At 69.6% G+C, this 13,882-nt stretch carries 14 protein-coding genes and 1 pseudogene; all 15 read left to right on the top strand.

Annotation, left to right across the window (positions count from 1 at the left end):
• Window positions 1-269 (top strand): annotated as a pseudogene (locus HMPREF2883_RS13225) (FemAB family protein); the annotation flags it as partial.
• Window positions 270-356: 87 nt separating this feature from the next.
• Window positions 357-2,408 carry a threonine--tRNA ligase gene (thrS, locus tag HMPREF2883_RS13220; protein WP_070663062.1) on the top strand — a complete coding sequence of 684 codons (2,052 nt, stop codon included), beginning with the start codon at window positions 357-359 and terminating at the stop codon, window positions 2,406-2,408.
• Window positions 2,401-3,015 carry an HIT family protein gene (locus tag HMPREF2883_RS13215; protein WP_070663061.1) on the top strand — a complete coding sequence of 205 codons (615 nt, stop codon included), beginning with the start codon at window positions 2,401-2,403 and terminating at the stop codon, window positions 3,013-3,015. The genes thrS and HMPREF2883_RS13215 overlap by 8 nt, the downstream gene beginning before the upstream one ends.
• A gap of 118 nt (window positions 3,016-3,133) precedes the next feature.
• Window positions 3,134-3,766 carry a phosphatidylinositol phosphate synthase gene (gene pgsA / locus HMPREF2883_RS13210; protein WP_070663060.1) on the top strand — a complete coding sequence of 211 codons (633 nt, stop codon included), beginning with the start codon at window positions 3,134-3,136 and terminating at the stop codon, window positions 3,764-3,766.
• Window positions 3,763-4,761 carry a phosphatidylinositol mannoside acyltransferase gene (locus HMPREF2883_RS13205; protein ID WP_070663059.1) on the top strand — a complete coding sequence of 333 codons (999 nt, stop codon included), beginning with the start codon at window positions 3,763-3,765 and terminating at the stop codon, window positions 4,759-4,761. Before pgsA ends, HMPREF2883_RS13205 begins: the two co-directional genes overlap by 4 nt.
• A complete protein-coding gene (locus HMPREF2883_RS13200; protein WP_070663058.1) occupies window positions 4,758-5,939 on the top strand; it encodes a glycosyltransferase family 4 protein in 1,182 nt (393 codons plus the stop codon). Before HMPREF2883_RS13205 ends, HMPREF2883_RS13200 begins: the two co-directional genes overlap by 4 nt.
• A gap of 32 nt (window positions 5,940-5,971) precedes the next feature.
• Entirely contained in the window at window positions 5,972-6,739 is a 768-nt protein-coding gene (locus tag HMPREF2883_RS13195) for a hypothetical protein (protein ID WP_081379596.1), read from the top strand.
• A 4-nt stretch (window positions 6,740-6,743) separates the two neighbouring features.
• Window positions 6,744-8,045 (top strand): PrsW family intramembrane metalloprotease, encoded by a 1,302-nt coding sequence (locus HMPREF2883_RS13190; protein ID WP_070663056.1) that lies wholly within the window; start codon window positions 6,744-6,746, stop codon window positions 8,043-8,045.
• Window positions 8,046-8,208: 163 nt separating this feature from the next.
• Window positions 8,209-9,111, top strand: a complete 903-nt coding sequence (gene pdxS, locus HMPREF2883_RS13185; RefSeq protein WP_070663055.1) for a pyridoxal 5'-phosphate synthase lyase subunit PdxS — start codon at window positions 8,209-8,211, stop codon at window positions 9,109-9,111.
• A complete protein-coding gene (locus HMPREF2883_RS13180; RefSeq protein ID WP_256277492.1) occupies window positions 9,108-9,761 on the top strand; it encodes an NUDIX hydrolase in 654 nt (217 codons plus the stop codon). The genes pdxS and HMPREF2883_RS13180 overlap by 4 nt, the downstream gene beginning before the upstream one ends.
• 48 nt (window positions 9,762-9,809) lie before the next feature.
• Window positions 9,810-10,508: a pyridoxal 5'-phosphate synthase glutaminase subunit PdxT gene (gene pdxT, locus HMPREF2883_RS13175; RefSeq protein WP_218079151.1), complete on the top strand. Its 699-nt coding sequence runs from the start codon at window positions 9,810-9,812 to the stop codon at window positions 10,506-10,508.
• A gap of 44 nt (window positions 10,509-10,552) precedes the next feature.
• Complete coding sequence (locus HMPREF2883_RS13170) at window positions 10,553-11,317, top strand: YebC/PmpR family DNA-binding transcriptional regulator (RefSeq protein WP_070663053.1); 765 nt, start codon at window positions 10,553-10,555, stop codon at window positions 11,315-11,317.
• 71 nt (window positions 11,318-11,388) lie between these two features.
• Window positions 11,389-11,994 carry a crossover junction endodeoxyribonuclease RuvC gene (locus HMPREF2883_RS13165; protein WP_256277504.1) on the top strand — a complete coding sequence of 202 codons (606 nt, stop codon included), beginning with the start codon at window positions 11,389-11,391 and terminating at the stop codon, window positions 11,992-11,994.
• A 114-nt stretch (window positions 11,995-12,108) separates the two neighbouring features.
• Window positions 12,109-12,762: a Holliday junction branch migration protein RuvA gene (gene ruvA / locus HMPREF2883_RS13160; RefSeq protein WP_070663051.1), complete on the top strand. Its 654-nt coding sequence runs from the start codon at window positions 12,109-12,111 to the stop codon at window positions 12,760-12,762.
• Window positions 12,755-13,795: a Holliday junction branch migration DNA helicase RuvB gene (gene ruvB / locus HMPREF2883_RS13155; RefSeq protein ID WP_070663110.1), complete on the top strand. Its 1,041-nt coding sequence runs from the start codon at window positions 12,755-12,757 to the stop codon at window positions 13,793-13,795. Before ruvA ends, ruvB begins: the two co-directional genes overlap by 8 nt.
• Window positions 13,796-13,882 lie beyond the last annotated feature (87 nt).

The raw sequence follows: 13,882 nt of genomic DNA, 5'->3' as shown, positions 1-13,882 counted from the left end.
CCTTCCGCGGGGCCGAGGCCCTGGACTGGTGGGCCGCCTGCACCCTGGCCCAGGAGGGCTACCGCGGCCTCGACCTCATGGGCGCCGGCTCCACCCGCGTCCCCGCGCTCTACACGGTGGGCCAGTACAAGAAGCGCTATGCCCAGCACGTCACTGAGGTGGACGGGGCCTGGGACGTCCCCGTCTCCCGCGTCATCTACTCCGGGATGTCCGTCGCCAAGCGCCTGCGTGACGCACTGCGCGCGCGGCGCGGCTCACGGGAGGACTGAGCCCGCGCGACCACGACGTAGACTCGCGGCCGAGCCGGGGTGCACCAGTACAGCGCCCCGCACCGATGCAGTAGAGGAGACGAGCCCGTGTCAGACCAGCCCAAGATTGAGATCACCCTCGACGGCGCGCCCTGCACCATTGAGGCGGGCAGCACGGGGGCGCTCCTCCTGCAGGACGCCGTCAAGAAGGACGGCGTCGTCGCGATGCGCGTCAACGGCGAGCCCTGGGATCTGGAGCGCCAGATCCCGGCCGGCGCCGTCGTCGAGCCGATCACCCTGTCCAGTGAGGACGGACTCAACATCCTGCGCCACAGCGCCACCCACGTCATGGCCCAGGCCGTCCAGGAGATGTTCCCGGGCGTCAACCTGGGTATCGGCCCCTTCATCACTGACGGCTTCTACTACGACTTCGGAGCCATCGACGCCGTCACCCCCGAGATGCTGCGCGAGATCGAGAAGCGCATGAAGCGCATCGTCAAGGAGGGGCAGCGCTTCGTGCGCCGCGACATCACCGAGGCCGAGGGGCGTGAGGAGCTGGCCGACCAGCCCTACAAGCTCGAGCTCATCACCACCAAGGGCGCGGGTGCCGAGGGCGCCTCGGTCGAGGTCGGCGCCGGCGGGCTGACCATGTACGACAACGTCCGACGCGACGGCAGCGTCGCCTGGACCGACCTGTGCCGTGGCCCGCACCTGCCCTCGACCCGCCTCATCGGGCAGGGCTTCGCGCTGACCAAGTCCTCCTCGGCCTACTGGAAGGGCGACCAGTCCGGCGACTCCCTCCAGCGCATCTACGGCACTGCCTGGGCGACCAGGGACGAGCTCAAGGCCTACCAGACCCGCCTGGCCGAGGCCGCCAAGCGTGACCACCGCAGGCTCGGCGCCGAGCTCGACCTCTACTCCTTCCCCGAGGAGATCGGCCCCGGCCTGGTGGTCTTCCACCCCAAGGGCGCCATGCTGCGCCACCAGATCGAGCAGTACGTCGTCGAGCGACACCTGGACTACGGCTTCGACTTCGTCCACACCCCCGAGATCTCCAAGGGCGGGCTCTTCCACACCTCGGGCCACCTGCCCTACTACGCCGACACCATGTTCCCGCCCATGCTCGCCGACGAGGAGCGCGACGCCGAGGGCAACATCACCAAGGCCGGCCAGGAGTACTACCTCAAGGCCATGAACTGCCCGATGCACAACCTCATCTTCCGCTCCCGCGGGCGCTCCTACCGCGAGCTGCCGCTGCGCTTCTTCGAGATGGGCCACGACTACCGCTACGAGAAGTCCGGCGTCGTCCACGGGCTCACCCGCATGCGCGGCTTCACCCAGGACGACTCCCACACCTACTGCACCCCGGAGCAGGCCGGTGAGGAGATCCGCGCCCAGATCGACTTCTTCCTGTCCATCCTCCAGGCCTTCGGACTGACCGACTTCTACCTCGAGCTGTCCACCCGCGATGAGGACGGAGCCAAGAAGGACAAGTTCATCGGCTCCGACGCCGACTGGGCCGCCGCCACGCAGGCCCTCCAGAACGCCTGCGACGCCTCCGGCCTGAAGGTCGTTCCCGACCCGGGCGGCGCCGCCTTCTACGGCCCCAAGGTCTCGGTCCAGGTCAAGGACGCCATCGGCCGGACCTGGCAGATGTCCACCATCCAGTACGACTTCAACCAGCCCGAGCGCTTCGACCTGGAGTACACGGCCGCCGACGGCACCCACCAGCGTCCCATCATGATCCACTCGGCCAAGCTGGGCAGTGTGGAGCGCTTCATCGGGGTGCTCACCGAGCACTACGCGGGGGCCTTCCCCACCTGGCTCTCCCCGGTGCAGGTCCGCCTCATTCCCGTGGCCGAGGCCTTCGACGCCTACGTCGACGACGTCGCCGCCCAGCTGCGCGCTCAGGGAGTGCGCGTCGAGGTGGACCACTCCGATGACCGCTTCGGCAAGAAGATCCGCAACGCCTCGAAGGACAAGATCCCCTTCACCCTCATCGCCGGGGGAGAGGACGCCGAGGCCGGCGCCGTCTCCTTCCGGTTCCGTGACGGTCAGCAGACCAACGGCGTGCCCGTCAAGGAGGCCGTGAGCCACATCGTCAGTGTCATCAACGCCCGTATCAACGACCCGGCAGGGGAGAAGCTGCACAGTGACTGAGGAAGCGACTGGAGCGACGATCAGCGCCCCCGGAGCCGGTGACCACGTCGAGGTGGAGGCGCCCTTCTACCACGAGGGCGCTCCGCAGGCCTTTCAGCGTCTGTGGACCCCGCACCGCATGGTCTACATCGGGGGGCAGAACAAGCCCTCGGACGACACCCCCGCACAGTGCCCGTTCTGCGCCGGGCCGGAACGCGATGATGAGGAGGCCCTCATCGTCCACCGGGGCCAGACCAGCTACGTCATCATGAACCTGTACCCGTACAACACCGGTCACCTGCTGGTGTGCCCCTACCGGCACATCTCCGACTGGACCGAGGCCACCGCGCCCGAGCGTCAGGAGATCGGTGAGCTGACCGCCACGGCCATGAGTGTCGTGCGCTCGGTGAGCCATCCCCACGGATTCAACCTGGGGATGAACCAAGGCGAGGTCGCCGGTGCGGGGATCGCCGCTCACCTCCACCAGCACATCGTGCCGCGCTGGAAAGGGGACGCGAACTTCATGCCCATCATCGGCCGGACCAAGCCCGTGCCCCAGCTGCTCGGCGAGCAGCGGGACATGCTCGCCGCCGCCTGGTCCGCCCGGACCGGGCAGAGCGGGGACTGATTCCCTTGGCCCTTCTTGACGCACTCCGCCAGGATGAGGGCAACCCCCTCCGTCCCAGTCCATCCCGTGCCATCACGGCTCGTCTCTCTGACTGCTTCACCCGAGACCTAAGGATCTCATGCTCGGCAACCACGGCCGCGGCCTGACCAAGGCCCTGTTCACCCGTCCCGCCCTCGCGCTCGGGCGGCTCGGGGTGACCCCCAACATGCTCACTGTCACCGGAACGGTCCTGTCCGTGACGGCAGCGGTCACCCTGCTGCCGCAGGGGCACTTCGTGGCCGGGCCCCTCGTCCTGCTCGTGGTTCTGGTGGCCGACTCCTTCGACGGCATTCTGGCCCGAGCCACCGGGAAGAGCTCAGTCTTCGGAGCCTTCCTGGACTCCACCATGGACCGTCTCGCCGACGGGGCCGTCCTGGGCTCCCTCGCGGCCTGGGCGGCCCTGTCCATGCCCACCGGCTTGCTGCGCACCGTGACTGTCGCAGCGGCCCTGGTCGCCGTCGTCATGGCGGCCACGGTTCCTTACGCCCGCGCCCGGGCCGAGTCCATCGGCGCCACCGCCTCCGTGGGGATCGCCGAGCGCACCGACCGGCTCCTCGTAGCGCTCGGCGCCACCTTCATCGTGGGGCTCGGGGCTCCCCAGTGGGTGCTCACCATCGGTCTGCTCTATGTGGCGATCGCCTCCTTCATCACCGTGATCCAGCGCGTGCGCGCCGTCTCCCAGCAGGTCCGTCAGGCGGATGATCCGGCATGAGGCTGCGCCTGCCCGCCGTCTCCGACGCCTACCGCCTGGCCTGGCGCGGTACCCGCCACCTGCCCGCGCCGGTGGGCTACGGCCTGGCGCACACCGTCGCGGACGCGCTGTGGGCCTGGCAGCGCCTCAGGCGCTCCGCCACCGGGGTGGGACAGCTCGAGCGCAACCTGGCGCGCATCCTCCCCCCGGGGACTCCGCCACGTGCTCTGCGCCAGGCCACCCGAGCCGGCATGCGCTCCTACATGCGCTACTTCTACGAGGCCTTCGCCCTGCCCGGAATCACCCCGGAACAGGTCCTCGCGCGCGTGCGCACCGACATCGACCCCCAGCTCCATGAGGACGTGCGCGCCGGTAGCGTCGTCATGGCCCTGCCGCACATGGGCAACTGGGACCTCATCGGGGCCTGGGCCTGCCGTGAGCTGGCCACCGTCCTGACCGTCGCCGAGCGCCTGGAGCCCGAGGACCTCTTCGAACAGTTCGTGTCCTTCCGTCAGTTGCTAGGCATGCGCATCATCGGCCAGGCCCACGGGGAGAAGGTCTTCGACCGCCTCCTGCAAACGGCGAGCCAGGGGCACTACGTCGTCGCGCTCCTGGCCGATCGGGACCTGTCCTCGGCCGGCATCACCGCGCAGCTGGGCGGCGCCACCGCCCGGGTGGCCGCCGGTCCCGCGGCGATCGCCCAGCGCCTGGGACGCCCCCTGTACGCCGCCTCGATCCACTACGAGCCACTGAGCGGCCAGCGACGCCGCCTGGCCGGATCGCCCTGGGGGCTCGTGCTGACCGCCCGCAGGGTTCCGGCGCCCCGGCAACTGGAGGGACGCGAGCAGGTCGTAGCGCACACTCGCGCCTGGGTCGCCGCGCTGGAGCCCCTGATCGCTGAGCACGCTGAGGACTGGCACATGCTCCAGCCCGTCTTCGACGCCGACCTGGACCAGGAGCGCCTGGCTCGCAGCCACGCCCGTGACCAGCAGGTCGCCCACGAGGAGGACGCATGAGGATCGGTATCGTCTGCCCCTACTCCTTTGACGCTCACGGAGGAGTCCAGGTCCACGTCATGGACCTGGCCAGTGAGCTCTTCCGCCGTGGCCACGAGGTCCAGGTCCTGGCGCCGGCCTCCCAGGACACCGACCTGCCGGACTGGGTCACCAGCGCCGGCGACTCCATCGCCATTCCCTACAACGGCTCGGTGGCGCGGCTCAACTTCGGTGCCCTCGTGGCCAGGCGGGCCCGACGCTGGCTCGATGCCGGGGACTTCGACATCCTTCACATCCACGAGCCCATCACCCCCAGTGTCGGGATGCTGGCCCTGCAGGCCGCCACCGGACCGGTTGTGGGCACCTTCCACGCCGCCATGGACCGTTCGCTGGCCCGTGAGCTGTTGAGTCCGGCGACGGTGCCGCTCATGGAGAAGCTCTCGGCGCGCATCGCCGTCTCCGAGGAGGCCCGCCGCACCCTCATCCAGTACCACGGCGGTGACGCCGTCGTCATTCCCAACGGTGTCAATGTGGGGCCCTTCGCCGACGCGCCCAAGGACGACCCCCGGTTCCGGGGCACGGACGAGGCCCCCACCATCTCCTTCCTGGGGCGCCTGGACGAGCCCCGCAAGGGACTGCGGGTCCTGGCCGACGCCATCCCGACGGTGCTGGAATCGGTGCCGGGAGCGCGCTTCCTCGTCGCAGGACGAGGGCAGGCCCAGGAGATCCGTGAGGAGCTGGCCCGCTTCGGTGACTCCGTGGTCTTCCTGGGAGGGGTCAGCGACGAGGACAAGGCCGCCATGCTGGCCTCGGCCAGCTGCTACGTGGCCCCGCAGACCGGAGGGGAGTCCTTCGGCATCGTCCTGGTGGAGGCCATGGCCGCCGGTACCCGGGTCATCGCCTCCGACCTCAAGGCCTTCTCCGACGTGCTCGGCGAGGGCCGTTACGGGGCGCTGTTCCACAACGAGGACGGCGGTGACCTGGCCCGAGTCATCATCGATACCCTGCAGGACGCCACCGCCGCCCAGGCCCGCGTCCAAGCGGCCAGTCAGGTGGTCGGCCGCTACGACTGGTCCGCGGTCACCGACGAGGTCCTTGACGTCTACGACATGGCCCTGTCCACCGCCCACACCCGGGTGGAGCCCGCCCCCGGTTCGCGCACCATGCTGGGCCGGCTGCGCGATGCCCTGGATGACTAACAGCTGATCTCAGGAGTGATGAGGAACCGACCATGGCAGCAACCATGACGACGGCCATGACGCAGCCCGTTGATATCCCGGCCGGTGCGACTACTGCCCTACCAGCGCTCTCCTCCGCGGGGACCGGTGTGACGACTGCGCCGATGTGGAGCATCGTCGTGCTGCTGATCGGGCTGGCCGTGGCCACCGGGTGGGCCCTCTATGCCAGGGCGGTGCGAGTCGACCGGCTGCACCGGCAGGTGCTGGGAGCCCGAGCCACGCTTGAGGCCCAGCTCGTGCACCGGGCTGAGGCCGCGGCGGAGCTGGCCACCGTCCCGGCCCTGGATCCGGCCTCCGGACTGCTGCTCAGCCGGGCCGCCCGCGAGGCACTGGATGCCGAGGGGCCTCTCGTCGACGACGGTCTGGACACCTCCACGCCTCTTGAGGGCACCCCTTCTTCTCATCCTGCTTCAGGCGGTGCAGCGCTCCCGGCGCCAACCACCCGCAGCCGGGCCCTCATCGAGTCCGATCTCAGCAGGGTTCTGCGGACAGTGGTCTGCGAGCCCGCACGCCGCGAGCTGTCCGCCGACCCACTGAGCGTGCCCGCGCTCAACCGCCTGGACCGGGCCTGCTCCCGCCTGGTCCTGGCCCGCAGGTTCCACAACACCCACGTCAGTGAGGCCCAGGCGCTCAGGGGACGGCTACTCGTCCGGATGTTCCACCTGGCTGGGCACGCGCCCATGCCCCAGACCTTCGACGCCGACGACGACACTACCCCCGAGACGCAGCCCGAGCGCGACGACGAGGTGCAACCGAGGTGAATCCATGAGCATGCCCCCCAGTCCCTGGGCCCCCCGCCCCGGATACCAGCGCTCTAGCGCCCTGCCGCAGATCTCAGCCGATTCCGGTCCCCTGACCGGAGTCGGGCAGCGTTACCAGGTTCATCGTGACTCTCAGGGCACGCCTCCTTCGCGGGCCACGGATCCTGAGGATGGCCGGCAGCAGCACGCGCAGGTGGCCTCCCTCATCCCACCTGGTATTCCGGCGAAGGTCGGGGCACTCGTCATGCTGACCGCGATCGTTCTCTTCTCCCTGTACACCCTGTATTTCTTCTCAGGGCTTCATAAGGACTTCGGGCCGGTCGTGCTCCCGTCGTTTCTGTTGGCGCTCATCCCGCTATGCGGTGTGCTGGCGGTCACGATGCTGCTCGCGGGAGTGTTCTGGTACGTTCGCTGGGAGCCCAGGCCTCCCGGGGTGTTCACAGCGGTCACTCTCATAGTGGCATTCCTGTGGGGGACGAGCGTGTCCACCCTGTGCTCCATGGTGGTCAATGGCTGGGTGGCTCGGGTCATCACCGAGGCCATGGGGGACCCGGGTGCGGCCGGTGTGATTTCAGCGCCTCTGGTTGAGGAGCTGACCAAGGGGCTGGGCGTCCTGTTCGTCTTCCTCATCTGGCGCCGCGCGATCAATGGGACGATTGACGGGGTCGTGTATGCGGCGTTCACTGCCGCCGGATTCGCCTTCGTTGAGAATATTCTCTACTTCGTTCAGGGATGGGAGTACGTGAGGACCATTTTCGTCATGCGCGCACTGCTGTCTCCATTCGCTCACCTGACGTTCACGGCTTGCACGGGGGTGGCCATCGGCGTCTCCTCTCGCCGGCGGTCCCAGTACGCTTGGGCGTGGATGGCTCCTGTGGGCCTGGTCGGTGCCATTGTGCTTCACGCGACCTGGAACGGGTTCGTCGCCGAGAACTTCGGGGTGTATCTGCTGCTTCAGTTCCCCTTCTACGCTCTGTGCGCCGGGCTGGTCTCGTGGTTGCGTTGGAGTGAGCGCCGGTCCATGCGCCGGGGGATAGAGGACTACGCCCACGCCGGCTGGTTCTCCCCGGCCGAGGTTCAGATGCTCACCACCGGTGGGGGGCGTCGGGCGGGCAGACGGTGGGCCGTCACCAGGGGGCCGCAGGCCGCAGCGGCCATGAACACGTTCCAGAAAGGCGCTGCGGAGCTCGCTCAGCTGCGCCAGCAGGCGGTGGACAGCCATGTTCAGGGAGAGCTGTCGGTCAAGGAGACCGAGCTGCTCACCCGAATCAGCTCGGCGCGCCGATCCTTCCTCGGGGCCGGCTAGGAGGCGTCAGGAGCCGAATGTCCTGCGACGGTTCAGGTCTTGCTGCGCGAGTACCGGGGACTGTTGCGCAGGCACGGAGTAGCATGCGCGGCGTCAGCATTTTCACGGAGACGTTGCTGTCGCCCCCGAGCGGCAGCCACGGCTCACGGCCAGAGGACCACGATTGAGCACAGAGCAGATCACACCCAGCACCGGCACCCTCACCGTCAAACGCGGCATGGCGGACATGCTCAAGGGTGGAGTCATCATGGACGTCGTCACGCCCGAGCAGGCCCGTATCGCTCAGGACGCGGGAGCCGTCGCCGTCATGGCGCTCGAGCGCGTCCCCGCCGACATCCGAGCCCAGGGCGGCGTTGCCCGCATGAGCGACCCCGACCTCATCACTGGCATCATCGAGGCGGTCTCCATCCCAGTGATGGCCAAGGCCCGTATCGGCCACTTCGTGGAGGCCCAGGTCCTCCAGAGCCTCGGCGTGGACTACATCGATGAGTCCGAGGTCCTGACCCCGGCCGACTACACCCACCACATCGACAAGCTGTCCTTCACCGTTCCTTTCGTGTGCGGAGCCACCAACCTGGGCGAGGCGCTGCGCCGCATCACCGAGGGCGCGGCCATGATCCGCTCCAAGGGGGAGGCCGGAACCGGGGACGTCTCCAACGCAGTGACCCACATGCGCACGATCCGCGATGAGATCCGTCGCCTGACCTCGCTGCCTGAGGACGAGCTCTATGTGGCCGCCAAGGAGCTGGCCGCCCCCTACGAGCTCGTCGCCGAGGTTGCCCGCACCGGTCACCTGCCGGTCGTGCTGTTCACCGCCGGTGGCATCGCCACCCCGGCCGACGCCGCCATGATGATGCAGATGGGGGCCGAGGGCGTGTTCGTGGGCTCGGGCATCTTCAAGTCCGGTGACCCCGCCAAGCGGGCCGCCGCCATCGTGCGCGCCACCGCTCAGTTCGACGCCCCCGACGTCATCGCCGAGGTCTCGCGCGGACTGGGCGAGGCGATGGTGGGGATCAACGTCGACGAGATCCCCGAGCCCCACCGCCTGGCGGAACGCGGCTGGTGACCGGCCCCCTGGTTGACGGGCGCCACCCGGTGCTGGTCCCCGAGGACTGGGACCAGCACCTCGACGCCACCGAGTGGAGCCTGGGCGACGACGGTCTGCCCTTCAGGACGGCCGCCCGGGTCCTGGTCGTCACCCGGGACGCCGACATGCTGCTCCTGGTGGGGCACGACGCCGCCAACCCGGATCACACCTGGGTCTTCACCCCGGGAGGAGGGCTCCGTCCCGGCGAGGACCCGCGCGCCGGAGCCGTGCGCGAGCTGGCTGAGGAGTCCGGGATCGACGTCGCCCCCGTCGATCTCGAAGGCCCCGTCGCCCACCGGGAGGCGATCTTCCGCTTCGCCTCCGTCACCTGCCGTCAGGACGAGATCTTCTTCCTCCTGCACCTGCCGACCCGGCGCCCTGTTGGCAAGGAGGGCTGGACCGATCTGGAACGCGATGTCGTCGACTCGATCTCCTGGTGGAGCCCCCATGACCTGCGGGTCGCCCAGGAACGAGGTCGGGAGATCTACCCGGCGCGCCTGCCGGTGCTTGCACGCGAGCTCGCCGCCGGGTGGAGCGGTGAGCCGATCGACTTCACCGATCCGGTGGACGCCGAGGTCCTGGCCGAGCTCGCGATGAACCCGGCCCGTCACTTCGACCCCAGCACTTGAAGGAGCCCGATGACCGACCAGAGCCATGCCCACCGCCCGGTCCAGACGATGGACGCCCACCACCCCCGGGCGCTGTTCCCCGCGCTCGCAGCACCCGACTCCCGCCCCACGATCGGGATCCTGGCCCTTCAGGGCGACGTGCGTGAGCACTCCTTGGCCCTCGAGGCGGCCGGAGCGCGACCCGTCGTCGTACGCTGCGCCGCCGATCTGGGCGACGCCCCCGGCGACCGGCTTGACGGCCTGGTGATCCCCGGTGGGGAGTCGACCACCATGAGCACGCTGCTGGTCGCCTTCGACATGCTCGCGCCCCTGCGTGAGCTCATCGGTGCGGGCCTGCCCGCCTACGGGTCCTGCGCCGGGATGATCATGCTGGCCGACCGCGTCGAGGGGGCGCAGGAGGGCCAGGTCTTCCTGGGGGGCATCGACATGACGGTGCGCCGCAACGCCTTCGGCCGTCAGGTGGACTCCTACGAGGAGGACCTCATCGCCCCTGCACTGGGGGCGGAACGGGACCGACCGCTGCGCGCCGTCTTCATCCGGGCGCCCTGGGTGGAGGAGGTGGGCCCGGGCGTCGAGATCCTCGCCACGACCCGTGCTGGACGTGCGGCTGGGGTCGGTAGGGCCGACGGCGGTAGGATCGTCGCGGTTCGTCAAGGGGCCCTGCTCGCCACGTCCTTCCACCCGGAGGTCGGAAGCGACCACCGGGTCCACGACGTCTTCGTCTCCATGGTGACGCGCCGGGCCTGAGTACGTTCGGCCGCGCCCTCAGCATCGACTCCCAAGGAGCATTAATGTCGGGTCACTCCAAGTGGGCCACCACCAAGCACAAGAAGGCCGCCATTGACGCCAAGCGCGGCAAGCTCTTCGCGCGCCTCATCAAGAACATCGAGGTCGCCGCCCGCACCGGCGGCGGTGACCCCACCGGTAACCCCACTCTGTTCGACGCCATCCAGAAGGCCAAGAAGAACTCCGTGCCGGCGGACAACATCACCCGCGCCGTCAAGCGCGGCAGTGGCGAAGAGGCCGGTGGCGCCGACTGGCAGACCATCATGTACGAGGGCTACGGCCCCGGAGGGGTCGCCTTCCTCGTCGAGTGCCTCACCGACAACCGTAACCGGGCCGCCTCCGACGTGCGCGTGGCCTTCTCCCGCAACGGCGGGAACCTGGCCGACCCCGGCTCGGTGGCCTACAACTTCACCCGCAAGGGCGTCGTCGAGGTCGCCAAGGCCGACGGCGTGGACGAGGACTCCATCCTCATGGCCGTCCTGGAAGCCGGCGCCGAGGAGGTCGAGGACATGGGCGAGTCCTTCGAGATCTACTCCGAGCCCGGCGACATCGTCGCCGTGCGTACCGCCCTGACGGAGGCGGGGATGGACTACGACTCCGCCGAGGTCCAGTTCGTCGCCGGCACCAAGGTGGAGGTCGACATCGAAGGAGCCCGGAAGGTCTTCCGCCTCATCGACGCCCTGGAGGACTCCGACGACGTCCAGAACGTCTACACCTCGGTGGACCTCAGCCCGGAGGTGGCCGCCGAGTTCGCAGGCGACGAGGACTGAGCCCCCTGGACCTCGCCGACTCCCGGCCGCGCTCGGCTCGCGCCGTCGTCGCCCAGCAGCGGGTCCTGGGAATCGATCCCGGGCTGACCCGCTGCGGTCTGGGATGCGTGGACGTCGACCCTCGCCGTCAGGTCCGCCTGGTGGAGGTCGGCGTGGTTCGCACGCCGCCTTCCCAAAGCCCCGAGCTGAGGCTGCTGACCATCACCGAGGCCATTGAGGACTGGATCGCCCGCCTGGGCCCCTCCGTGGTGTCCATCGAGCGGGTCTTCGCGCAGGACAACCTGCGCTCCGTCATCGGGGTCGCCCAGGTCATGGGCACGGCGATGGCCACGGCGGCGCGCGCAGGCCTGGAGGTCGCTCAGCACACGCCCAGCGAGGCCAAGGCCGCCGTCACCGGCTCGGGTACGGCTGACAAGACCCAGGTCCAGGCCATGGTCACCCGCATCCTCGGCCTCGACGCCCCGCCCCGGCCGGCCGACGCCGCCGACGCCCTGGCCCAGGCGATCTGCCACGGCTGGCGCGGCGGCGGAACGGGGACGGACGATGCCACCGAGATGGTCTCCGCCGGGGGAGCGGTGCGTGTCTCAGCCCGCACGCCGGCACAGCGCCAGTGGGCCGCCGCCCAGGCCGCGGCCCGGCGCACCGGTGCCGTTGACCCGCGACGGGTGCGGCGCTGAAGGCCCCGCCGGACTCAGGCTGCTAGGATCCGAACGTCTGTTCGAGCCCCGTCGGCGTCCGTCCAGCCGGCCTGAGGGCGCTCAACCCGCTGAGAACCCCAGGAGAAGTCGCCCATGATCGCCTCCCTGCGCGGCACTGTCCTCAGTGTCGGCCTCACCAGTGCCGTCATTGAGGCCGGCGGCGTCGGCATGAGTATCCAGGCCACGCCCACCACGCTGTCCGGCCTCAAGGTCGGTGAGGAGACCCTCGTCCACACCGAGATGGTGGTCCGTGAGGACTCGCTGACGCTGTTCGGCTTCGCCGACACCGATGAGAGGGACAGCTTCCGCACCCTGATGAGCGCCAAAGGGGTCGGGGCCAAGCTGGCGCTGGCGATGCTGGCCGTCCACACACCTAACGCGCTCAGGCGGGCCATCGCCTCGCAGGACGTCGCCGCCCTGACGCGGGTGCCAGGCCTCGGCCCCAAGGGTGCTCAGCGCGTCATCCTGGACGTGGCCGACAAGCTGGGCCCTGTCACCGGGGATGATCTCGGGACCACGCGGACCGCTGTGCAGACAGTCGGGGGGACGGAGACGATGACCGCAGGCGGTCCCGAGCCCCACGCCGACGTCGTCGCCGCCCTGGTGCAGCTCGGCTGGAACGAGGCCAGTGCGCGCCAGGCCGTCACCTCCGTGACGGCTGATACCGTCCAGGCCGACCAGGAACCGGACATGGCGGCACTGCTGCGGGCCTCCCTGAGGTGGTTGGGGGGTGGGCGCCGTGGCTGAGTCCGATGAGCTCGACCGGCAGCGCCTGGTCGGTGGCGGCGCCGATGCCACCGAGCGTGCCGCAGAGGCAGCCCTGCGGCCCAAGCGCTTGGAGGACTTCACCGGGCAGGAGGTGGTGCGAGGCCAGCTCTCGGTGGTGCTGCGCTCGGCTCTGGCCCGCGGGGTGACGGCTGACCACGTCCTGCTCTCGGGGCCGCCCGGGCTGGGCAAGACCACCCTGGCCATGATCATCGCCGCAGAGGTGGACGGCTCCCTGCGCCTGACCTCGGGACCGGCCATCCAGCACGCCGGAGACCTCGCGGCCATCCTGTCCTCCCTGGAGGAGGGAGACGTGCTGTTCATCGATGAGATCCACCGCCTGGCACGGACCGCCGAGGAGATGCTCTACCTGGCGATGGAGGACTTCCGCGTCGACATCGTCGTGGGAAAGGGTCCCGGGGCGACCTCCATCCCCCTGTCCCTGCCTCCCTTCACCGTCGTCGGAGCCACCACAAGGGCGGGTCTGCTGCCCGCGCCGCTGCGTGACCGCTTCGGTTTCACCGGGCACCTCGACTACTACGGGCCGGGCGAGCTCACCCGGATCCTCACGCGCAGTGCAGGTCTGCTGGGCGTGAGCCTGGAGGCTGACGCCGCCAAGGAGCTGGCCTCACGCTCCCGCGGCACACCTCGTATCGCCAACCGGCTGCTGCGCCGCGTCCAGGACTGGGCGGAGGTGCACGGTCAGCCCGGCCGGCTCGACCTGGCGGCGGCCCGCGGCGCCCTGGACATCTTCGAGGTCGACGCCCTGGGCCTGGATCGTCTGGACCGCCAGGTGCTCGAGGCCCTGTGCACGCGGTTCGGCGGTGGCCCGGTGGGGCTGACGACGCTGGCGGTCAGCGTGGGGGAGGAGCCCGAGACGGTGGAGACCGTGGCCGAGCCCTACCTGGTGCGCGAGGGGCTGGTGGTGCGCACCCCGCGGGGGCGGGCGGCCACGCCGGCGGCCTACAGTCACCTGGGACTTGAGCCCCCTGCCGAGGGATCATTGTTCTCCTGAGCGACAACCGGGTAATGTGATCACTTTGTAACCGGCTGGTACCCAGTTGTGCCCGACCACTCGCCAACGGTAGGTAAAGCTCTGGCC

Source organism: Actinomyces sp. HMSC075C01 (assembly GCF_001812965.1).
Lineage (GTDB): Bacteria > Actinomycetota > Actinomycetes > Actinomycetales > Actinomycetaceae > Actinomyces > Actinomyces acetigenes.
The sequence above is the reverse complement of the archived record's forward strand: the minus strand, read 5'-3'. Positions and strand labels throughout refer to the sequence as shown.

Coding starts and splice junctions, on each gene's coding strand:
- pdxT (WP_218079151.1), top strand. CDS start 9,810: ATGGACGCCCACCACCCCCGGGCGCTGTTCCCCGCGCTCGCAGCACCC.
- HMPREF2883_RS13205 (WP_070663059.1), top strand. CDS start 3,763: ATGAGGCTGCGCCTGCCCGCCGTCTCCGACGCCTACCGCCTGGCCTGG.
- HMPREF2883_RS13200 (WP_070663058.1), top strand. CDS start 4,758: ATGAGGATCGGTATCGTCTGCCCCTACTCCTTTGACGCTCACGGAGGA.
- pgsA (WP_070663060.1), top strand. CDS start 3,134: ATGCTCGGCAACCACGGCCGCGGCCTGACCAAGGCCCTGTTCACCCGT.
- ruvA (WP_070663051.1), top strand. CDS start 12,109: ATGATCGCCTCCCTGCGCGGCACTGTCCTCAGTGTCGGCCTCACCAGT.
- HMPREF2883_RS13190 (WP_070663056.1), top strand. CDS start 6,744: ATGAGCATGCCCCCCAGTCCCTGGGCCCCCCGCCCCGGATACCAGCGC.
- HMPREF2883_RS13170 (WP_070663053.1), top strand. CDS start 10,553: ATGTCGGGTCACTCCAAGTGGGCCACCACCAAGCACAAGAAGGCCGCC.
- HMPREF2883_RS13195 (WP_081379596.1), top strand. CDS start 5,972: ATGGCAGCAACCATGACGACGGCCATGACGCAGCCCGTTGATATCCCG.